Below are 20,743 nucleotides of genomic sequence, written 5' to 3'. Positions count from 1 at the left end.
GTAGCGCGGACCGCTGTACGACAGCGGTCCGCGAGGGGTACGGCAATCATAGCGTCAGAGGCGCTCCGACGCTACCGCCCGGGGCTTACCACGAGTAACCGACCCCGGCGTTGAACATCACCTTTTCGCCGCTCGAGGTACTCACGCCGAACTTGACGATCGTGTTCTGCGTGACCCGCGCACTGCCGCCGACTGCCACAGCCGAGTAGCCGCCGTAGTTGCCGACGCCGGCGCCGAGCATGAACGTCTTGCCCGGCTCGACCTGCGGCATGCCTGCCAGCGCACCGGCCATCGCCACACCCGAGTACGCGTACTTCGCGACCGTGTTGACGTTGCTCTGCACGCTCTGCAACTGCTGCATGTTCACTGCGTCGGTCGGGTTCACACCCGGCGCGACGTTCGTGATGCGCCGCTCGCTGCCGGCCGCCCCCACCGACACCGTGTTCGCCTCGTTCGCCACCGAGCCCGCACCGATCGCTACCGAGTTCGCGCCGCTGGCGATCGAGTTCGAGCCGAGCGCTGTCGACTGCGAGCCCGTTGCCTGCGACTGGAAGCCCATCGCCGTCGAACCCTGACCCTGCGCGGTTGCCCGGAAGCCGATCGCCGTCGTGTTGTTGTCCTGGGCGAGCGACTGCGAACCGATTGCCGTTGCACCGGTTGCGGCGACTGTCGCGGTTGCCCCGTTCACGCCGGCGATCGTGCCGGTCTGCGCGCAGGTACCCGACGTCGTCGTATCGGTGCCGGCAGCCGAACCACAGCTCGACGAGTTGACCGTGGTCACCGTCGTGTTGCCGAACGTGCGGCCCTGCGTCGACGCGTTGCCGCCGTTCTGGTTGTGGTTCGGGTTACCCGGGTCGAGCGTCGAGGCCGTCGTGCTGAGGCCCGTCGACAGACTGCTGATACCCGTCGAGACCGACGTCGACAGACTGCCGACACCTGTAGAGGTCGAAGTGGACAGGCTGTTCAGGTTGCTGTTGGTTGTGCTCAGGCCCGTCGACAGTGACGAGATCTGGCCCAGTGACGTGCTCAGTTGGCTGGCCACATTGAACAGCTGGCTGCCGTTGATTGCGTCGGTGCTGGTCGCCGTGATCTGGCCTGCAGCGACATTGGTAATTTGCCGCGTTATACCAGGCGCACCGTTCAACCCCATCAAACCGACGCTCACTACGCCATCCGGCGCGCCGCCCGCGAACGAACCTAACGACATCGAGCCGATCGACGCAGTCGGTGTTGGTACAGCTTGCGCCGTAACCGAACCCGAGCCGAGCGCAACCGAGTTGGCGATCGACGCTACGGCACCGTTGCCGATCGCTATCGAGTTGCTGGCCGAGGCGTTGGCGCTATTACCGACTGCCACGCTGCTGACACCCGCCGCAGATGCGTTGGTGCCCGCAGCGAGTGCGTTGACGCCGGTCGCGCCGTCGTTGTTGTAGTTGGCCTGCTGCGTGCCGTTATCGTTCACGCTGTAGTAGTGCGTGCGTGTGGCTGACACGACCGTCGACAGGCTCGATACGTTGCTGCCGGTCGTGCTCAGACCGGTCGACAGACTCGACACGTTGCTGTTCGTCGTGCTCAGTCCGGTGGACAGCGAGGTCAGGCCGGTCGAGGTCGACGTCGACAGGCTGGTGACGTTGCTGTTGGTCGAGCTCAAGCCGGTGGACAGTGAAGTCAGGCCAGTCGAGGTCGAGGTGGACAGGCTCGTCAGGCTGCTGCCGGTTGTGCTCAGGCCGGTCGACAGACTCGTGATGCCGGTCGAGGTGGACGTCGACAGGCTTACGAGGCTCGTGTTCGTCGTGCTCAGGCCAGTCGACAAGCTGTTGATGCCGGTCGAAGTGGACGTCGACAGCGAGAACACGCCGGTGGACAGGCTGTTGATGCCTGTGGACGTGGAACTCGACAGGCTCGTGACGTTGCTGTTCGTTGTGCTCAGGCCGGTCGACAGGCTGGTGATGCCGGTCGAGGTCGACGTGGACAGGCTTGTGACGTTGCTGTCGGTTGTGCTCAGGCCAGTCGACAGGCTGCTGATGCCGGTCGAGGTCGAGGTGGACAGCGAAGCCACGCCCGTCGACAGCGAGTTGATGCCCGTTGAGGTGGAGCTCGACAGGCTCGTGACGTTGCTGTTCGTTGTGCTCAGGCCGGTCGACAGGCTGGTGATGCCGGTTGAGGTTGACGTGGACAGTGAATTCACGCCGGTCGACAACGAGCTGATGCCGGTCGAGGTGGAGCTCGACAGGCTCGTCACGTTGCTGTTGGTCGTGCTCAAGCCGGTCGACAGGCTGGTGATGCCGGTTGAGGTGGACGTCGACAGCGAGCTGATACCCGTCGACGTGGAACTCGACAGACTCGTCACGTTGCTGTTCGTCGTGCTCAAACCAGTCGACAGGCTGTTGATGCCGGTCGAGGTTGACGTGGACAGTGAGCTGATGCCAGTCGACGTGGAGCTCGACAGGCTCGTCACATTGCTGTTCGTCGTGCTCAGGCCGGTCGACAGGCTGGTGATACCGGTCGAGGTTGACGTGGACAGTGAGCTGATGCCAGTCGACGTAGAGCTCGACAGGCTCGTCACGTTGCTGTTCGTCGTGCTCAGGCCAGTCGACAGACTGTTGATACCGGTCGACGTCGACGTGGACAGCGAGCTGATACCCGTCGACGTGGAGCTCGACAGGCTCGTCACGTTGCTGTTCGTTGTGCTCAGGCCAGTCGACAGACTGTTGATGCCAGTCGAGGTCGACGTGGACAGCGAGCTGATACCCGTCGACGTGGAGCTCGACAGGCTCGTCACGTTGCTGTTCGTCGTGCTCAGACCGGTGGACAGGCTGTTGATACCAGTCGAGGTCGACGTGGACAGCGAGCTGATACCCGTCGAGGTGGAGCTCGACAGACTCGTGACGTTGCTGTTCGTCGTGCTCAGACCGGTGGACAGGCTGTTGATACCAGTCGAGGTCGACGTGGACAGCGAGCTGATACCCGTCGAGGTGGAGCTCGACAGACTCGTGACGTTGCTGTTCGTCGTGCTCAGACCGGTGGACAGGCTAGTGATGCCAGTCGACGTCGACGTGGACAACGAGCTGATGCCGGTCGAGGTGGAGCTCGACAGGCTCGTGACGTTGCTGTTCGTTGTGCTCAAGCCGGTCGACAGGCTACTGATACCCGTCGACGTCGAGGTGGACAACGAAGTCACACCCGTCGACAACGAGCTGATGCCAGTCGACGTAGAGCTCGACAGGCTCGTGACGTTACTGTTCGTCGTGCTCAGGCCGGTCGAGAGGCTGTTGATGCCAGTCGAGGTCGACGTCGACAGCGAGCTGATTCCGGTGGACGTGGAGCTCGACAAGCTCGTCACGTTGCTGTTGGTTGTGCTCAAGCCAGTCGACAGGCTGCTGATACCAGTCGAGGTCGACGTGGACAGCGAAGTCACGCCCGTCGACAACGAGCTGATACCCGTGGAGGTCGAGCTGGAGAGACTCGTGACGTTGCTGTTAGTCGTGCTGAGGCCAGTCGACAGGCTGTTGATGCCAGTCGAGGTCGACGTCGACAGCGAGCTGATGCCGGTCGATGTGGAGCTCGACAGACTCGTCACATTGCTGTTGGTAGTGCTCAGACCGGTCGACAGGCTGCTGATACCAGTCGAGGTCGACGTGGACAGCGAAGTCACGCCCGTCGACAACGAGCTGATACCCGTTGACGTGGAACTCGACAGACTCGTCACGTTGCTGTTGGTCGTGCTCAGTCCGGTCGACAGACTCGTGACGTTGCTGTTCGTCGTACTCAAGCCCGTCGAAAGGCTACTGATACCAGTGGAAGTCGACGTCGACAGCGAAGTCACACCAGTCGACAACGAGCTGATGCCGGTCGATGTGGAGCTCGACAGACTCGTCACATTGCTGTTGGTCGTGCTCAGACCAGTCGACAGACTGCTGATGCCAGTGGAAGTCGACGTGGACAGCGAAGTCACACCAGTCGACAACGAGCTGATGCCGGTCGACGTGGAGCTCGACAGGCTCGTCACATTGCTGTTGGTCGTGCTCAGTCCGGTCGACAGACTGCTGATGCCGGTCGAGGTCGATGTGGACAGCGAAGTCACGCCAGTCGACAGCGAGCTGATGCCGGTCGACGTGGAGCTCGACAGACTCGTCACATTGCTGTTGGTCGTGCTCAGTCCGGTCGACAGACTGCTGATACCCGTCGAGGTCGATGTGGACAGTGAGCTCACACCCGTCGACAGCGAGCTGACGCCCGTCGACGTGGAACTCGAAAGGCTAGCCACATTGCTGTTCGTCGTGCTCAGGCCAGTCGACAAGCTGCTGATACCCGTCGAAGTCGATGTGGACAACGAAGTCACACCTGTCGACAGCGAGCTGATACCCGTGGAAGTGGAGCTCGACAGGCTCGTGACGTTGCTATTCGTCGTGCTCAAGCCAGTCGACAGGCTGCTGATGCCGGTCGAGGTAGACGTCGACAGCGAAGTCACCCCCGTCGACAACGAGCTGATGCCGGTCGACGTCGAACTCGACAGACTCGTCACGTTGCTGTTCGTCGTGCTCAGCCCAGTCGACAGCGAGCTGATCCCCGTCGACGTCGAACTCGACAGACTCGTCACGTTGCTGTTCGTCGTGCTCAACCCAGTCGACAGCGAGCTGATGCCCGTCGAAGTGGAGCTCGACAGACTCGTGACGTTGCTGTTCGTCGTGCTCAACCCAGTCGACAGTGAGTTAATACCCGTCGACGTCGAACTCGACAGACTCGTCACGTTGCTGTTCGTCGTGCTCAACCCAGTCGACAGTGAGCTGATGCCGGTCGACAGATCACCAACCCCCGTCGACAGCGAATTGACCGCCGTATTCGTCGCGAACAGCTGCGAGCCGTTGACCGCATCAGTGCTCGTGCTCGTGACGCGGCCTGCGGCCACGTTCGTCACCTGCCGTTCGGCGCCCACATCGCCCACCGATACAACGCCCGTCGGGCTCGAGCCTGCGTAGTTGTACGTCTGGCCACCGATCGTGCCCGTCGCCGTCGGGTTCGACGGTGCGGTCTTCGAGTTGCTGCCCAGTGCCACGCTGTTGGCATCGCCAGCGGCCGCGCCGTTGCCGATCGCGACCGCATTCTGCGCGCTCGCATTCGCTGCGTTGCCCGCAGCCACGCTGCTGGCACCCGCCGCGCTCGCGTTCGTGCCCATCGCGAGGGCGTTCACGCCGGTCGCACCGTCGTTGTTGTAGTTGCCTTGCTGCGTGCCGTTATCGTTCACGCTGTAGTAGTGCGTGCGTGTGGCCGATACCACCGTCGACAGACTCGATACGTTGCTGCCGGTCGTGCTCAGGCCGGTCGACAGCGAGGTGATCCCCGTCGATGCGGAACTCGACAGGCTCGTCACGTTGCTATTTGTGGTGCTCAGTCCGGTCGACAAACTGCCGACGTTGCTGTTGGTCGTACTCAGGCCAGTGGACAGGCCGCTGATACCCGTCGAAGTCGACGTCGACAGCGAGCTGATGCCGGTCGACGTGGAGCTCGACAGGCTCGTCACATTACTGTTGGTCGTGCTGAGTCCGGTCGAGAGGCTTCCGACGTTGCTGTTCGTCGTGCTCAGGCCAGTCGACAGGCTGCTGATGCCCGTCGATGTAGAGCTCGACAGGCTCGTCACATTACTGTTGGTCGTGCTGAGTCCAGTCGAGAGGCTACCGACGTTGCTGTTCGTCGTGCTCAACCCCGTCGACAGACTGCTAACGCCAGTCGAGGTCGACGTAGACAGCGAGCTGATGCCCGTCGATGTGGAGCTCGACAGGCTCGTCACGTTGCTGTTGGTCGTGCTCAAACCGGTCGACAGACTGCCGACATTGCTGTTCGTCGTGCTCAACCCCGTCGACAAACTGCTGACTCCAGTCGAGGTCGACGTAGACAGTGAGCTGATCCCCGTCGATGTGGAACTCGACAAGCTCGTCACGTTGCTGTTGGTCGTGCTGAGTCCGGTCGACAGACTGCCGACATTGCTGTTCGTCGTGCTCAACCCCGTCGACAGACTGCTGACTCCAGTCGAGGTCGACGTGGACAACGAACTGATCCCCGTCGACGTGGAACTCGACAGGCTCGTCACGTTGCTGTTGGTTGTGCTGAGTCCGGTCGAGAGGCTGCCGACGTTGCTGTTCGTCGTGCTCAACCCCGTCGACAGACTGCTGACTCCAGTCGAGGTCGACGTGGACAACGAGCTGATACCTGTCGAAGCCGAACTCGACAGGCTGGTCACATTGCTATTGGTCGTGCTCAGGCCGGTCGACAGACTCGTCTCCCGGCTAACCGCGGTGCTGAGCCCCGTCGACGTGGAGGTCGACAGGCTCGTCACGCTGCTGCCCGTCGTGCTCAATCCCGTCGACAGACTGCTGATACCCGTCGAGGTCGAGGTCGACAGCGAGCTGATGCCAGTCGACAGGCTCGACACACTGCTACCCGCCGTGCTCAATCCTGTCGACAGCGAACTAATACCCGTCGACGCAGAACTCGACAAGCTCGTCACATTACTATTGGTCGTACTCAGCCCGGTCGACAGGCTGGTCACGCTGCTACCCGTCGTACTCAAACCCGTCGACAGCGAACTGATGCCCGTCGATGTCGAGCTCGAAAGACTCGTCACATTGCTGTTCGTCGTGCTCAGCCCGGTGGACAGGCTCGCTTCCCGGCTAACCGCGGTACTAAGCCCCGTCGACGTAGAGGTCGACAGGCTCGTCACATTGTTATTCGTCGTGCTCAGGCCCGTCGAAAGACTACTCACGTTGCTGTTAGTCGTGCTCAGTCCGGTCGACAACGACGTAACGGCCGTGGAGGTCGACGTCGACAGCGAAGTAATACCGGTGGAAAGGCTGACGTTGCTCGTGCTCAGCTGCGCAACGGTCACTGCGTCGGTTTGAGCGGAGCCGTCCGCCACGTTCGTGAGGCGACGGTTCGTCGCCGCCGTGCCGCCGCCGATCGAAACCTCCGACGTCGGTGCAGCCTGGTTCGTGATGTAGCCGGTGCCGGTCGGCGCGGCTGCGCCCGTCACGCTACCCATGCCGATCGCCACCGAGTTGGCGTACTGCGCGGTCGACTGGTAGCCGATCGCCACGCCGCGGGAGCCACTGGCCACGGCAAGCGTACCCAGCGCAATACTCCGGTCTCCCGACGCGACCGCGCCTGTGCCGATCGCCAGAGCCTGCGTGTTCGTAGCAGTAGCCCTGTCGCCGAGCGCCACGGACGACTGGCCGGTGGCCTGGGCCACGTTACCGATGGCGACGGCCTGCTGACCCGCAAAGGCGCTGACACCCATTGCAACGGACGCAACGACCGAAGCGGTCGCGCCCTGGCCGATCGCCGTCGAGCCCTGCGCAGCGTTCGCGGCATTGCCCAGCGCGACGGCGCCCTGAGCCGACGCGGTGGCACTGTTGCCCAGCGCAATGGCGCTGGTGCCAGGAGTGACGACGCCAGCGTTAGTAGTGGTGATAGAACCCGACGCGGAGGAATTGTTGCCCAGCGCGATCGAACCATCGCCGAATGCACTGTCCGCATTGCCGATAGTCACCGCGCCGTCGCCCGTGGCCGACTGGCCACGCCCGAGCGCCACGGCTCCGCCAGCCGCCGTGCCGCTGTTGGCCGTCGTGCCGCCCGAGCCGATCGCGACGTTCTGGCCGGTCGCACCGCTCGTCACGCCGGAGCCCTGCGCAATACCGAATGCACCGTTGACCACCGCGCCGCTGCCGAGCGCAATACCCGACGTCGCAGCCGCCACGACGCTGGCCGCATTGCCGACGGCAATCGCGTTCGGAGCCGCGCTCGTCGACGAAACGCCGAGCGCCACAGCGCCCGCACCCGACGACGTCGCCGTCGTACCGAGCGCGACAGCGCTGCTGCCGCTCGCCGTCGACGCCGAGCCGATTGCGAGCGCATTGGTGCTGCTCGCGACGGTCGCGGCCGTCGCGCCGCCGATCGCGATCGAGAAGTTGCCGGAGGTGCTCGTGCTAAGTGTGGCGGCGCTACCGAGGCGCATCGCGCCCGTGCCGACAGTGCTGCCGCCGCCGAGGCCGAGATTGCCGCTGTTAACGTACAACTCGCCGCCGAGCGTCAGCGAATTCGAGCCGACGCCGCTCGACGGACCGTAGAACAGCGCCCGGTTGGTCTGTGTGGACTTGTCGGTCGTCACGCACTGCGTGGCGGCAGTTCCACCCAGCTGCGCGTTGGTCGGAGTCGGCGTGAGCCCACCCAAACCGCCGAGCGGTGCGGAGTTGCTGCTGGTCGGAGCCCCGGTATTGTTGTAGTTGCCGATTGCTGAAACGCCGGTGGTGTCGTACGTCCAGGTACAGCCGTTGTCGGTACCGTCGTTGATGAAGATGCCGTAGCCAGCATGCGCGGGCTTCGCCGCAAACAGCATCGCCAGCAAAACGCCCATCGCAATCAGCGGCCGGCTCAGCGCGAAGCGCGCGTCCGTATCGATCGCGATCGCCTGGGTGCGTGCACCCGTCGCGCCGGTCACTGCCGACCGGTTCGGCTTGCCCCGTGCGGAGTCGATTTCCGAAGCGGCGACCCATGCGCCCAATGCTTCGTTCCAGATTGTTCTGTATGTCTTGTTCATTTGAATCGCCCCTCCGACAGGACTTTCGCGTGACGGCCATTTTTTAAACGTCCGCTAGAAACGTTCTTTTCAAAAAAAGCAAAAAGCCATGCACTTCGATTAAAGTTCGCGAATTGTAACGAGTCACATTTTTTCAAATTGTCAAACAGTGAAAGATAAACCTATGCGGAATGCAAAGAACTGTTAAACGAGACAGCACACCGCCCTCTGACGCCCTTCCAGAGGGGCGGAGTGCCAATATCACTCTACAGGATTCGTCTACACAATAAGGCTTTAAAAAATCTGCAGACCATATAAGTAAATCTATGTCAGCAAACGTCTCACGTTTATTCTGCGCGATTAAAAATATAAAAACTGGATATTTAAAATGAATTGTCTCGACGGACGTACCATTTAGTTCATGAAAATCCAGGGAGAAACCCGAAGAAATTTCCGTGTGTCGGCATGGCGCCACGCAAACAATCCCGAGCTATGGGAAAAGATGTCGCCGTTTGACCTTCCTTAAACATCGGCACCAAAAAACGGCGTTATGGTGTTAGCTGGTAAGTAGCGCGCGCGACGCGCTCCGGTCACGCAGCGCAGTCGTCCGGCAGCGGCGAAAGGCTCAAAGGAACGCAACGTGAAGAACATCGGTAGTGCGTTGAGCATCGTCGGCCGGGGGGCCGCGATGAACGTCGGGGAACCCCGTCGGCAAAACGATCGGGCGCTGGCCGCACGCGTTCGTCGAGGCCTGCAGGACGGCGAGTTCCGCGTCGCATTCCAGCCCGTCATTCACGCGCAGACTTCACGGCTGTCCGGCGTCGAGTGCCTCCTTCGCTGGCAACATCCCGACTATGGCCTGCTGCTGCCGGGCAGCTTCATTCAGGCACTCGACGATCCGCGTACCGCACGCGCCGCCAGCCGCTTCGTCCTCGAATCGGCATGCCAGCAGTTGCGCACGATTCAGGACGCGGGTCATCCGCTGCCGCGCGTGTCGGTCAACATTCACCCGTCACAGCTTCTCGACGAAGACCTGTGTCCCACCATCCAGTCGCTCACTGAACACTACGGCATCGATCCGTCGTTGATCGAACTCGAACTGGTCGAGACCGCGGATGCGTCGAAGCTGCTCTGCATCGGAGAGATCACGCGCTCGCTGCGCGAGCTCGGCGTGCGCATCGCAATCGACGGTTTCGGTTCGGGCTATGCATCGCTTGCGGTTCTGAGCTCCGCGCAGATCGACACGATCAAGCTCGCGCGCGAATTTCTCGCGAAGGTTCCGACGTCCCATCGCGCGTGCACCGTGATGTCGTGCGTGCTCGACATGCTCGACAAGCTCGAGATCAAGGTCGTCATCGAAGGCGTCGAGACCGAAGCGCAATTGCGCTGGCTGAGCCGGCGCGCCGAAGTCCACGCGCAGGGCTATCACATCGCGCGGCCGCAAACGAAATTCGCCGCCGCGATCGCGCTGAACTGAGCGCGTTTCATCGTCCTTCTGGCAGCGCCCCTCGATCGAATGGGGTAGACAGCCGCCGGAAATACCATAGACTTCCCGTCAAAGACCACGTACCGGGCGCACGAATGAGAATCGCAATACTTGACGACGACGCGGAACTGGCAGCCCTCACGCGAGACACGCTGACCGCTGCGGGCCACACGTGTCACACCTTCGAACAAGGACAGGCGCTGCTGCGTCAGCTCAGGCGCGAGAGTTTCGATCTGCTGGTGCTGGACTGGAACGTTCCCGATCTGTCGGGCGAAGCGGTGCTGCAGTGGGTCCGCCAGAATCTGTCCGAACGGTTGCCGGTGCTGTTCGTCAGCAGCCGCGCGCGCGAGTCGGACATCGTCACGATGCTCAACGCCGGCGCCGACGACTACGTCGTGAAGCCGGTCTCCGCCAACGTGTTGAGCGCACGTGTCGCGTCGCTGCTGCGGCGTTCGTATCAACTGAATCCCGCGGCGACGAAAGAAACCTTCGGTAACATCGAATTCGATCTCAAGCAGAAGCAGGTCACGGTGGATGGCCAGCCGGTCAACGTCACGCAAAAGGAATTCGACCTCGCGCTGCTGCTGTTCCAGCATTTGAGCCGGCCGCTGTCGCGCGCGCACATCCTCGACGCCGTGTGGAAGCAGACCGCCGACATCCCGTCGCGCACGCTCGACACGCACATCGCAATGGTTCGTACGAAGCTTGGGCTGCGCCCTGAAAGCGGCTATCGCCTGACGCCGATTTACGGCTACGGGTATCGCCTCGAGCCGGTCGGTCAGGACGATCCGGGCACGGCCGCCGCATAAACGCACGGCTCTACGAACGCACGAAGAGCTTCCGCTTCGTGCGTTCGTTCACATGGTTACGGGTGCCGAGTCTTCGCGCCGAAACACGACGTAGCAACGCATGAAAGCACGCAGAAAACACGTGTGCGCGCAGCTCCCGAATATCCTCACCTTTAAGCAAAATACCAGCGACGGCCCGCCAACGGACCGTGCCGCGCATCGCGCTTGAATGACCCTACCAGTCCATCTCCGGATTCCAGTCCGCTTTCTTCTGCTCCACCGGCTGCTCGACAGGATGCAGACGTTCCACCAGCGCATCGTAATCGCTCGTCGGCAGCGGCAGACGGTGCACCACCGTCCTGTAGCGCTTCCTGGGCGCGCCCTTGCTGTCCCGACGATTCTCGACCGCATCGATGCTGATCGCGCGGAAGGGATCGTCGGCAAAACCCGCGATCAGTTCGAGCGTGAGGTTCTCCCACGTCTGATGTCCGCGCGGTGTTTTCGGATCGACGCGCACGAGCGTGTGCAATATCGAAAAATCGCCGCTTTGGAGAACGGCAGACAATGCTTCAGGTGTCGCATCGACTGTCGCGACGTCGACCCAGAGGCTCGTCCCCGCCGCCTTGCGGGCGCGCTCGGCTTCAGCGCTCATGCCGCTCGACACCCACGCCATCGCCAGCGACATCGCGACAATCAAAAACGCCTCGCCCGACCAGATCCACAGCATGGTCTGCGTCGATGCCTCGGCAGCGTGACTGCCCGGCCGCCGGCTCACCGACACGTGATCGTTTTCCGCGAGCCGCCAAATGAAGTCGAGCCATCCCGACGGTCCTTCCAGCGCGAGCTTTCCCGCAACCGTTCCACCGTGATCGACGGCGAGCATGATCCAGATCAGCCACGAGCACCACAAGCCAAACAACGCGAGCACCAGCGCCGCAAACAGATTGAACAGCCGCGAGCGCGATTGCCCTGCCTCTGCCGTCTGCACCGCGACGAAGCCGGTCAATACGCCGAACAACAACGTCCCGATGAACGAGAAATACACCAGCGGGTTATAGCGGATCACCACCGCGTAAAGCGCCGCGAACAGCGCGGTAATGAGGGCGCCCGGCACGATCACATAGAGCGGCGCACGCACGCCGATGCTGCCCAACCGAACGTCGTCGCCGCCTGTTTGAGTCATCGCTGGCACTTCCCTTTCATGATTGAAATCCGGCCTGAAACAAGACCCGTCGAAGCGGGCGAAAACCACGCGTCGGCAGCCTAAAGACAGGTACACTCGTGCGGTCGCGTCGGTGCCTGTCCAGTGTGTGTCCGCCGACCGATTCTCGCAAAAAAAATCGCAAGCCTTTTCGGGCGCCCCACTCTCGATGGCCCATTCATCCGACTGCCGCTCCCGTCGCCACGCGCGATCGCTTCGCATGCCGATCGCCACGGCACGCAACGTGATGTGCGCTGTTGCCTGCACGACGATCTTCGCAGGCGTCTCCATCGCGCACGCACAGACCCGGCCGCCATCACCCGATGCGAACACCGCCGCGATCATACCGACCGATGCCGCGCGTGCGCTGCTGGCGAAATCACAACCCGACCCGGTCGCGGCGCTCGCGGTGCTGTCGCTCGATTGCCCGATGGGCTCGGGGACAACCGAATCTCACTGCACCGACAGCTATCTGCTGAGCCTGCAGGCCAACGCGGAGATCGACGGACGTCGCGACGCGAATCATCTGCCGCCCGAGTGGTACGGAGAAGCGGCGCCCGGCCGCATCGCGATGCGCAACGCGCAATGGCTGACGTGGCTCGGACCGCTCGCGGCCGCCGCCCCCTTCGACGCGTACCGGCTCGCCGCGTTGCGCTTCTTCGAGGAGACCGGCGATCTCGTCGCGGCGCAGAACACACTGAAGCCGCTTCAGCAGCGCCGCGAGACGCTACCCGCCGCCGATCAATCGAAGCTACGCTATCTCGACGTACAGTTGTGGCTCGCAATGAGCCGCGACCGCGACGCATCGAATGGTCTGCGCGCAATCGAGGAGATCGACGGCGCCGTCGATCCGGCGGTACTCGAATACGCCGCGCGTCTGTGGTTCGTGCGCGCGCCGGCCGAACTCGAAGCGTGGCGCGCGCAGTTGCCGGCGCCGTGGCCGCCGCTGCTCGACTGGCGCATCGCCCAGGTCACTGCCGGTGCTTCCGCGCAAACCGTGCTCGCCGCACTACCGACCGGCCACGCCGCTTCGCCCTACGTGTCCGACAGCGATTTCGCGGCGGCTACCGGCAAGCTGCGGCTCTTCGTCGGCGAGCGCATGTCGGACTGGCCGTTCGCCACCGACGCCGCGTCGCAACTGCTGACCGCGCGACCGCACGCGGCGCTCGACGCCGCGCAATGGTGGGACGTGCAGAATCTCGTGTGGCGCGCGATCCGCGCCGCGCTGCCCGCATTGCCCGACGACACGGCCGCGCTCGCCACCCTCGCAGGCGATACGCACGCGCAGGAAGCGCTGCTGGTTACGAAAGCCACCGACCATCGCGCGCTCGCGTTCACGCCGATCTCCGACGCGCTCGGCGACGGCCTGCTCGAACGACAGATCCAGCTGCAGCTCGCGGAGCGCGCGCCGACCGGCGCCGCTCGTGCGGCCGCGTTACTCGCTGCCGAACAGCGCAACGGCGACGCGACCCGCATCTACCGGCTGGTCGATCACGATCCCGCGATGCTCGAAGGCGTCGGCACGGGTACGTGGCCGCTGCAACTGCTGCTCGTCGCCGTGGACTCGTACGAGGCCGGCGGCGACGATGCACAGCGCGCGCATCACCGGATGCTCGGGCGCCGCTATTCGGATGCGATTCCCGATCTGTCGATCGACGGGACGACGTCGGGTTTTCCGCACAGCGAGGTCGATACGCAGCACAACCGCATCGACGCGCTGCTGCAACTCGACGAGCCGCGCGAAGCGAGTCGCATCGCGTTGCACGACCTGCAGCAGATCCACACACGCACTGACCTCAACGAAAACTGGACGTCCGGTGCGCTCGCCGACGTGGTCCACGTGATCCATTATTTCGACCGCTATGGCCGCGACGACGATGCGCGCGTGCTCGCGTGCGCGGCGCGGCCGCTTCTTGGTGCGGGTAGTGCGAGCGGTACGAACGGCGCCAGCAGGAACGAATGGGATCGCACGATACTCGATCGAGCGCGAGGCTGCGCGGCGCAGTAGCGATGCGCTGGATGCTTCACGTCGTGTGTTCAGTGCGACTGCCGGAGCATCCCCGCTCATGCATGCGAGGCCGTACTCCCCACCACGCCGGCGAATCACCCGAAAGCCCGCAGACTTCAAACGCGCGCGGCCTGCCCTGTCAGCGCAGCGACTACAACAACCACCCCGACGCACCGCATTCCCAAAAACCCTCTCCCGCTGTAACCCAATCCGCTTCCCCAACGAATACCTGACGGGGGCCGTCGCCATCCAGGCCCGGCTCTACCCCAATCGTCGGCGAACGTCCGGCACGGAGAAGTGAAATGAAAACGCAGGACCTCGTCGCGCGCCTCGTCGACGATCTCGCGCCGGTCGAACGCGATGTCGTCGAGAAGCGCTTCAGCCACGCGCTCGTCATCGGGATGACGGCGAGCGCCGGGTTGCTCGCGCTGCTCTACGGCGTGCGCGGCGACATGCCCAACCCGCTCGCGACGCCGCTCTTCTGGGCGAAGCTCGCGTTCCCGCTCGCGGTGGTCGCGGGTGCGTTGAAGCTCGTGGGGCGGCTTGCGCGGCCCGGTGCGCGCGCCGCGTTCGCATGGACTGCGGTTGCCGCGCCGGTCCTGGCGGTGTGGATCGCGAGCGCGCTGATCCTCTGGGCGACGCCGCATGGTTATCGTCTGCAATTGATGCTCGGCAGCACGTGGCGCAGCTGCACGTTGAGCATCCTGCTGCTGTCGCTGCCGACGTTCGCCACCGTGATGCACGCGATGAAAAGCCTCGCGCCGACACGCCTCGTGCTCGCCGGCGCGAGCGTCGGCATGCTCGCAGGCGCGCAGGCTTCGCTCGTGTACGCGTTTTATTGCATGGAAATGGCGGTGCCGTTCTGGGGCATCTGGTATGTCCTCGCGATGCTCGTCACGACTGCGGTTGGCGCGCTGCTCGGTCCGAAGCTGCTGCGCTGGTAGCGCAATTGCGTGCGGTGCGCAGCACGCGCCGCGCAACGCGCATCGCAAACAAAAAAAGCCCGCTGGCTTGACGTCGACTGCAACGACAAACCAGCGGGCAACTCACGCCGCAACTTCGCTGAGAAAGGGTTACTTGATCCCCAACCGCTGATCAAGCGACACGACGCCACCGCCGCGCGCAATCAGATACAGCATCAAACCGGCCCACGACAGATGCGTCGGCCATGCATCCGGGTACACGAAGATTTCGATCACGAGCGTCATCCCGAACAGGGCGAGTGCTGCGCCGCGCGTGAACAGGCCGAGCACCAGCAACAGCGGGAAGAAGTGCTCTGAGTACGCGGCAACGTGCGCCGCAATCTCCGGCGGCACGAACGGCAGCTTGTAGTCGGTGCGAAACAGAGAGTAGGTGCTGTCGGTCAGCGTTAGAAAGCCGGTGACCTTCGTGCGCCCCGACATGAAGAAGATCGCAGCGATCGCGAACCGTGACACCAGCGCGAGAAACGAATGGCCGATCAACGCAGACGCACGGTCGGCAGCGGCATTCCAGCACGCGCGCAAGCGGGCGAACGGACCCGGCATCGTCATCGGAGTGGTTTCCATTGGAAGAGTCCCTTATAAGTTGAAGTTCGTGCGACATGGCGTCGCTTCAGAGATCGCACCGACCGCGAGCAGCACCGACAGCAGCACGCCGAAGTCGACATCCGGCTCCGCGACAAGCGCTTGTTGTGCCGCGGGTTCGAGCGGCAAACCGGCCGCGCAGGCATCGAGAAACGCGCAGCCGCCCGCCGACAATGACCGCCAGATCACCTGGCCGGCGGGACGCAACAGCAGCGCGCCTTCGCCTTGCCATGCGAGGTCTTCGGGTACATCGGCTGCTTCGCGGTTCGCACGCCAGATCGTGTATGCGGGTTGTCCGTCGCACCACAGCCAGCGGGCGGCTGCATGTGGACGCAGCACCGCACGCTCGAGTTGAATCGGCGCCCATCCGCCGATTGCGGCGGCGTCGACGAGCGTGTCGTCGGCTGCAACGTGCGCCTCGGTCCACAAACGATCGAGCCGCGCAACGTCAGGCAGATACGGCAACTCGCGCGCCGGTTCGAAGCGTTCGAGAAACGCGGCAAAACCAGCACCGTAGTGCAGCAGACGCGCATCGTCCGGCGCCGAAGCCTGCACGTAAATCGCGGCGGCCGCGCGAAACCATTCGTCGCCGACGAGTCGTACAACGGTCGGAAGATTCGCGTGCAGCGCATCGATGCAACCCTTGAACACCGTGTTGCGATACACGGTGAAACCAGGCTGATCGATGAGCGCACTCACGCGTGCGTCGTGCGGCGTGACGCCGTACAACGCGCCGACGAAATCGTCCTGAAACACGGATAGCGGTGCGCTCATGCGTGCACCTCGACAACGTGCAGCGGATGGTTCGCATCGAGCATCGACTGCGCACGTGCGCGTTCGTCGAGCAGCACGTCGAACGCGGGGATGTTGTCGTCGCGCTCGATCAGCGTCGGACGCGCGCCGATCCGTTCGATCACATGCCGATACAGCGCCCACACGTCATCGTCGATCGCGGCATCGTGAGAATCGATCAACAGCGGGCGGCTCGTGCCCGCATCGACGCTATGACCCGCCAGATGAATTTCCATCACTGCGGCCGCCGGCACGGCGTCGAGATACGACTCGGCATCGAAGCCGACGTTGTGCGCGCTGATGTGCACGTTGTTCACATCGAGCAGTAAACCGCAACCGGTACGCCGCACGAGTTCGGTCAGAAAATCGATCTCGCTCCAGTCGTGACCATTGATGGTCAGATAGTGCGTCGGATTTTCGATCGCGATGCGGCGGCCGAGTGCGTCCTGCGTCTGCGCGATGTTGTCCGCGATGCGTGCAAGCGCGGCGTTCGTGCGCGGAAACGGCAGCAGGTCCGGATGGTATTGATCGCGCCATGCAGACCACGCGAGATGTTCGGAAACGAGCGCGGGTTCGACATGCTTAATCAGTGCAGCGAGACGGTGCAGATGATCGGCGTCGGGCGCACGATCTGCGGCAAGCGACAGCGACACGCCATGCAGCGACAGCGGATGCCGCGCGCGAATCGTCTCGAGCCACGCGAGCCGTGGACCGCCCGCGACCATGTAGTTCTCCGGATGAACCTCGAACCACAACCCGCGTTGCGTTGCGCGATGCGCTTCGTCGTAATGATGCGGCTTCAGGCCGACGCCTGCGCCGAGGTTCGTGAAGGTATCCATGATCGTGGGCGCGATGCAGTGCTTACGATTCCATCGCCGACAGCGAGCCCATGCCCTTCGGCGTCTTGATCGAGGTGCAGGTGCCGGCCGGAACGTTCTTCCACGAGTTGCCTTGATAGTCCATCTTTGCAGTGCCCGCGCAGGTCGTGCCCGCGCCTGCCTTGCAGTCGTTGTGACCGGCGAGCGACACGCCGTAGCACTTTTCGACAGCGCCGCCGGCGGCCTGGGTCTGAGCGAATGCGCCCGATGCGAGCGAGGCGAGAACGAGTGCAGCAGCGGACAGTTTGATCGTGTTCATGTGAAGCTCCTGGTGTGTTGACGGGTAAGAAGGTGGGCAGATCGTCGTCGTTGCGTTGTCGTGAGCGATCTGCTGGTTAGTTCGTCGCTGTCGATCGTGCGGTTACAGCGACGCGAAAATTTTTGCGAGCGATCCGGAACGCAGGATCAGCCGTTCACGAAATGCGGGATCTCATTCGCAGCGCGGGCGCGGGCCAGTTCGGCCTTCACGTCCGCACGCGACACGTTCGACATGTCGTGCATCGACGGTTGCAGCACCGGGTATTCGTTATGCGAGAACGCGAGTTCGCCGGCCGCGCGGGCACGGGCCAGTTCGGCGCGAACCTCGGCGCGGGAAACCGTGGAAGCAGCGACAGTCGCGGACGACATGCCGACGTCGTAGCGTGCGTCGGCGAAAGCGGGACTAGCGACAGCAGTGATGGCGGTTGCAGCAGCGGCGATGAAGAGGGTGGTAAAAGTCGGTTTCATGATCGGCTCCAGTCAGAACGTGCAGAGGTAGAAGGAAAGTGGCACGCTGCGATGCATGGCGTGTCTGACGGTGAATTCGCCGCGGTGGCCGTGCCGGTTACAGCGAAAAGCCGTAAATAAATTTCGCTTGCGGTGTAACCGGCAGCGCCTTCGCGACGAACTCCTATGAACCCATCCACCGATGGCGGCAACGCCGTCTCGCTCGCAGGAGTCATCCGATGAAACCGTTCTCTTCCGGCAAGATCCTCACCGGCGCGCTGTTGTCGTGCGCCGTGCTTTCCGGCCCCGCGTTCGCCGACGAAGTGCTGTTCACGCAAGCCCGCTTCGAGCACACGATCGCGGCCGGCGAACCCGCCGTCGTCTATCTGCACGCGACGTGGTGCCCGACCTGCCGCGTGCAGAAACCCATCGTCGACAGGCTCGCCGCCGAACCGTCGCTGAAACCGGTGACGATCTTCGTCGCCGACTACGACACCGAAACCGCGCTCAAGCGCGCGCTGAAAATCACGCAGCAGTCGACCTTCGTCGTGTTCAAACAGGGACATGAAGTCGCGCGCTCGACCGGGCAAACGCAGGAGCAGGCGATTCGCGCGACGTTCGACAAGGCGCTGTGATGGATTTCGGTCTCGCGACTTACGCGCTCGGGTTCGGCGCTGGCGTGGTGTCGGTGCTGTCGCCGTGCGTGCTGCCGCTGCTGCCGATCCTCGCGGCGTCTGCGCTGTCGAAGCATCGGCTCGGCGCCGCCGCGCTCGCGCTTGGCCTCGGGTTGTCGTTCGCGGCGGTCGGGCTGTTTCTCGCGACGCTCGGTGCGTCGATCGGCCTCGATGCGGACATGCTGCGGCGTCTCGCTGCCGCGTTGATGGTCGCGTTCGGTCTCGTGATGTTGTCCGGCCGGTTGCAGGAACGGTTCGCGCGGGTGAGCGCACAGGTCGGCGCGACCGGTCAACAAGCGCTCGATCGCGTGAGCGGCGACGGCCTCGCCGGTCAGTTGCTGATCGGTCTGCTGCTGGGGTTCGTGTGGAGTCCGTGTGTCGGACCGACGCTCGGCGCCGCGACAACGCTCGCCGCGCAGGGCCAGCACCTCGGCCAGATCGCGTTGCTGATGATCGTGTTCGGGTTCGGCGCGGGGCTGCCGCTGCTGCTGGTGGGCGTCGTGTCGCGTGCGTCGATGCTGCGGTTGCGCGGCACGCTCGCGACGTTCGGTCAGCGCTCGCGCTGGGTGCTCGGCGCGCTGTTCGTCGTGCTGGGCGGTGTCGTGCTGACGGGTTTCGACCGGCAGATCGAGGCAGCGGCGCTGGCAGTGAGTCCTGCGTGGCTGACTACGTTCACGACGTCGATCTGATTGGCGGACGCGCGATCTTCTCACTCGAATCGCGGCTCGGGCTTCGTGCATCGAAAAAATCGTTCGCTCGGGCTGTAAGAACCGGCCCGGTTCGCCGACTAACGGTCACTTCCGCAACCTCACGGCGTCCGAACGCCGTCTCCGCGATGACCCACAGTACCGATCCCGGCCTTGCGCGGCCTGTCGAAGAACGCCTCAGGGCGCTGCTCGTCCGGTCGCTGGACGGCGACCAGGCGGCCTATCATGCGTTCCTCGCCGACCTGACCGGCCATCTGCGCGCGTTCCTGCGCAAGCGGCTCTTTCACCTGCACGACGAGATCGAGGATATCGTTCAGGAGATCCTGCTTGCCGTGCACAATGGCCGGCACACGTATCGTCCGGAAGAACCGCTGACCGCATGGGTCCACGCGATCGCGCGCTACAAGCTGACCGATTTTCTGCGCGCGCGGTCGCGCCGCGAAGCGCTGCACGATCCGCTCGACGACGAGTCCGAGCTGTTCGCCGCCTCCGACACCGAGCCCGCCGACGCAAAACGCGACCTCGAAAAACTGCTCGACCATCTACCCGACCGGCAGCGGCTGCCGATCGTGCACGTGAAGCTGCAAGGATTGTCGGTCGCCGAAACCGCGCAGCTCACCGGCCTCACCGAATCGGCGATCAAGGTCGGCGTGCATCGGGGGCTGAAAGCCCTGGCGTTGAAGATTAAAGGAGCCACCGTATGAAAACCGACGCGCTTATTTCGCTGCTCGCGACGGATGTTGTCCCCGTCAAGCGCCATGCCGTGACCCGGCGTCTCGCGCCGGCACTGCTCGTCGGCGCACTCGGCGCCACGCTGATCGCGGTGTTCGGCTACGGCGTTCGCCCCGATATCGGCACGATGCTCGTGACGCCGCTGTTCTGGGTCAAGCTCGCATTGCCGCTGTGTCTCGCGATTGCGGCGCTCGTGCTGACCGCGCGGTTGTCGCGGCCGGGCGTTGCCGTCGGACGTGCATGGGGAGGCGTGGCGACGCCGGTCGTGGTGGTCTGGCTCGCCGCACTCGTCGTGTTATGGCTGGCGTCGCCCGACTCGCGCGCCACGTTGATATTCGGTCATACGTGGCATTCGTGCCCGTTCAACATCGCGCTGCTGTCGGTGCCGGGCTGCATCGCGACGTTCATCGCGATGCGCGGCCTCGCGCCGACGCGGCTGCGGCTCGCGGGCGCGGCGGCAGGACTGCTGTCGGGATCGGTTGCGACCATCGCGTACTGCCTGCACTGTCCGGAGATGACCGTGCCGTTCTGGGCAGTCTGGTATGTGCTGGGCATCGCGCTGCCAACAGCGGTGGGTGCTCTGGCGGGACCGCGATTGCTGCGCTGGTGATGACTGTGGGTTGAAATCAACGCGCGAT

General features: G+C 63.6%; 15 protein-coding genes and 1 pseudogene. 8 read left to right on the top strand and 8 right to left on the bottom strand.

Going from position 1 to position 20,743, the window contains the following annotated elements:
- Positions 1-85 precede the first annotated feature (85 nt).
- Together E1748_RS32135 and E1748_RS31980 are read right to left on the bottom strand one after the other, a co-directional pair.
- On the bottom strand, positions 86-8,008 hold the full coding sequence (locus E1748_RS32135; protein ID WP_476703862.1) for a YadA-like family protein: 7,923 nt from the start codon (positions 8,006-8,008) through the stop codon (positions 86-88).
- Between the two features lie 516 nt (positions 8,009-8,524).
- A pseudogene (locus tag E1748_RS31980) lies at positions 8,525-8,590 on the bottom strand (ESPR domain-containing protein); the annotation flags it as partial.
- 619 nt (positions 8,591-9,209) lie between these two features.
- On the opposite strand from E1748_RS31980, the gene E1748_RS07755 reads away from it, so the two are divergent.
- On the top strand, positions 9,210-10,046 hold the full coding sequence (locus E1748_RS07755; protein ID WP_133646516.1) for an EAL domain-containing protein: 837 nt from the start codon (positions 9,210-9,212) through the stop codon (positions 10,044-10,046).
- 104 nt (positions 10,047-10,150) lie between these two features.
- Complete coding sequence (locus E1748_RS07750) at positions 10,151-10,864, top strand: response regulator transcription factor (protein WP_133646515.1); 714 nt, start codon at positions 10,151-10,153, stop codon at positions 10,862-10,864.
- 214 nt (positions 10,865-11,078) lie between these two features.
- On the opposite strand, the gene E1748_RS07745 is transcribed toward E1748_RS07750, so the two are convergent.
- Positions 11,079-12,026, bottom strand: a complete 948-nt coding sequence (locus E1748_RS07745) for a hypothetical protein (protein ID WP_133646514.1) — start codon at positions 12,024-12,026, stop codon at positions 11,079-11,081.
- Between the two features lie 238 nt (positions 12,027-12,264).
- Between E1748_RS07745 and E1748_RS07740 the strand changes: the two genes are divergently transcribed.
- Positions 12,265-14,052, top strand: a complete 1,788-nt coding sequence (locus tag E1748_RS07740) for a hypothetical protein (protein WP_133646513.1) — start codon at positions 12,265-12,267, stop codon at positions 14,050-14,052.
- Positions 14,053-14,354: 302 nt separating this feature from the next.
- Entirely contained in the window at positions 14,355-14,996 is a 642-nt protein-coding gene (locus E1748_RS07735; protein ID WP_133646512.1) for a DUF1109 domain-containing protein, read from the top strand.
- A gap of 129 nt (positions 14,997-15,125) precedes the next feature.
- Here the strand turns inward: E1748_RS07735 and E1748_RS07730 are convergent, their stop codons facing one another.
- From E1748_RS07730 to E1748_RS07710, 5 genes are all read right to left on the bottom strand, one after another.
- Positions 15,126-15,599 (bottom strand): DoxX family protein, encoded by a 474-nt coding sequence (locus E1748_RS07730; RefSeq protein WP_133646511.1) that lies wholly within the window; start codon positions 15,597-15,599, stop codon positions 15,126-15,128.
- Positions 15,600-15,611: 12 nt separating this feature from the next.
- Positions 15,612-16,391, bottom strand: a complete 780-nt coding sequence (locus E1748_RS07725; RefSeq protein ID WP_133646510.1) for an HvfC/BufC N-terminal domain-containing protein — start codon at positions 16,389-16,391, stop codon at positions 15,612-15,614.
- Positions 16,388-17,248 carry an MNIO family bufferin maturase gene (gene bufB, locus E1748_RS07720; RefSeq protein WP_133646509.1) on the bottom strand — a complete coding sequence of 287 codons (861 nt, stop codon included), beginning with the start codon at positions 17,246-17,248 and terminating at the stop codon, positions 16,388-16,390. The genes E1748_RS07725 and bufB overlap by 4 nt, the downstream gene beginning before the upstream one ends.
- A gap of 22 nt (positions 17,249-17,270) precedes the next feature.
- Complete coding sequence (locus tag E1748_RS07715) at positions 17,271-17,546, bottom strand: BufA1 family periplasmic bufferin-type metallophore (protein WP_133646508.1); 276 nt, start codon at positions 17,544-17,546, stop codon at positions 17,271-17,273.
- A 146-nt stretch (positions 17,547-17,692) separates the two neighbouring features.
- Complete coding sequence (locus E1748_RS07710; protein WP_133646507.1) at positions 17,693-18,013, bottom strand: DUF4148 domain-containing protein; 321 nt, start codon at positions 18,011-18,013, stop codon at positions 17,693-17,695.
- 218 nt (positions 18,014-18,231) lie between these two features.
- On the opposite strand from E1748_RS07710, the gene E1748_RS07705 reads away from it, so the two are divergent.
- The 4 genes from E1748_RS07705 to E1748_RS07690 all read left to right on the top strand — a co-directional run bounded on the left by E1748_RS07705 (position 18,232) and on the right by E1748_RS07690 (position 20,715).
- Complete coding sequence (locus E1748_RS07705; protein ID WP_133646506.1) at positions 18,232-18,627, top strand: thioredoxin family protein; 396 nt, start codon at positions 18,232-18,234, stop codon at positions 18,625-18,627.
- The gene (locus E1748_RS07700) at positions 18,627-19,355 is read left to right on the top strand and encodes a cytochrome c biogenesis CcdA family protein (protein WP_133646505.1); all 729 of its coding nucleotides are present in this window, start codon (positions 18,627-18,629) and stop codon (positions 19,353-19,355) included. Before E1748_RS07705 ends, E1748_RS07700 begins: the two co-directional genes overlap by 1 nt.
- Positions 19,356-19,501: 146 nt before the next feature.
- Positions 19,502-20,077, top strand: coding sequence for a sigma-70 family RNA polymerase sigma factor (locus tag E1748_RS07695; RefSeq protein WP_133646504.1), 576 nt, complete (start codon positions 19,502-19,504; stop codon positions 20,075-20,077).
- A complete protein-coding gene (locus E1748_RS07690; RefSeq protein WP_133646503.1) occupies positions 20,074-20,715 on the top strand; it encodes a DUF1109 domain-containing protein in 642 nt (213 codons plus the stop codon). The genes E1748_RS07695 and E1748_RS07690 overlap by 4 nt, the downstream gene beginning before the upstream one ends.
- Positions 20,716-20,743 lie beyond the last annotated feature (28 nt).

The sequence above is a fragment of the Paraburkholderia flava genome (assembly GCF_004359985.1).
Classification (GTDB): domain Bacteria; phylum Pseudomonadota; class Gammaproteobacteria; order Burkholderiales; family Burkholderiaceae; genus Paraburkholderia; species Paraburkholderia flava.
Note: the sequence above shows the minus strand (reverse complement) of the source record. Positions and strands in the feature narration are given on the sequence as shown.

Bases quoted from the DNA above. Each gene is read 5' to 3' on its own strand.
- E1748_RS32135 (WP_476703862.1), bottom strand. From the start codon at position 8,008: ATGCGCCTCGGTAGCGCCGCCACACTTAGCACGAGCACCTCCGGCAAC.
- E1748_RS07750 (WP_133646515.1), top strand. From the start codon at position 10,151: ATGAGAATCGCAATACTTGACGACGACGCGGAACTGGCAGCCCTCACG.
- E1748_RS07745 (WP_133646514.1), bottom strand. From the start codon at position 12,026: ATGACTCAAACAGGCGGCGACGACGTTCGGTTGGGCAGCATCGGCGTG.
- E1748_RS07740 (WP_133646513.1), top strand. From the start codon at position 12,265: ATGCCGATCGCCACGGCACGCAACGTGATGTGCGCTGTTGCCTGCACG.
- E1748_RS07735 (WP_133646512.1), top strand. From the start codon at position 14,355: ATGAAAACGCAGGACCTCGTCGCGCGCCTCGTCGACGATCTCGCGCCG.
- E1748_RS07730 (WP_133646511.1), bottom strand. From the start codon at position 15,599: ATGGAAACCACTCCGATGACGATGCCGGGTCCGTTCGCCCGCTTGCGC.
- E1748_RS07725 (WP_133646510.1), bottom strand. From the start codon at position 16,391: ATGAGCGCACCGCTATCCGTGTTTCAGGACGATTTCGTCGGCGCGTTG.
- bufB (WP_133646509.1), bottom strand. From the start codon at position 17,248: ATGGATACCTTCACGAACCTCGGCGCAGGCGTCGGCCTGAAGCCGCAT.
- E1748_RS07715 (WP_133646508.1), bottom strand. From the start codon at position 17,546: ATGAACACGATCAAACTGTCCGCTGCTGCACTCGTTCTCGCCTCGCTC.
- E1748_RS07710 (WP_133646507.1), bottom strand. From the start codon at position 18,013: ATGAAACCGACTTTTACCACCCTCTTCATCGCCGCTGCTGCAACCGCC.
- E1748_RS07705 (WP_133646506.1), top strand. From the start codon at position 18,232: ATGAAACCGTTCTCTTCCGGCAAGATCCTCACCGGCGCGCTGTTGTCG.
- E1748_RS07700 (WP_133646505.1), top strand. From the start codon at position 18,627: ATGGATTTCGGTCTCGCGACTTACGCGCTCGGGTTCGGCGCTGGCGTG.
- E1748_RS07695 (WP_133646504.1), top strand. From the start codon at position 19,502: ATGACCCACAGTACCGATCCCGGCCTTGCGCGGCCTGTCGAAGAACGC.
- E1748_RS07690 (WP_133646503.1), top strand. From the start codon at position 20,074: ATGAAAACCGACGCGCTTATTTCGCTGCTCGCGACGGATGTTGTCCCC.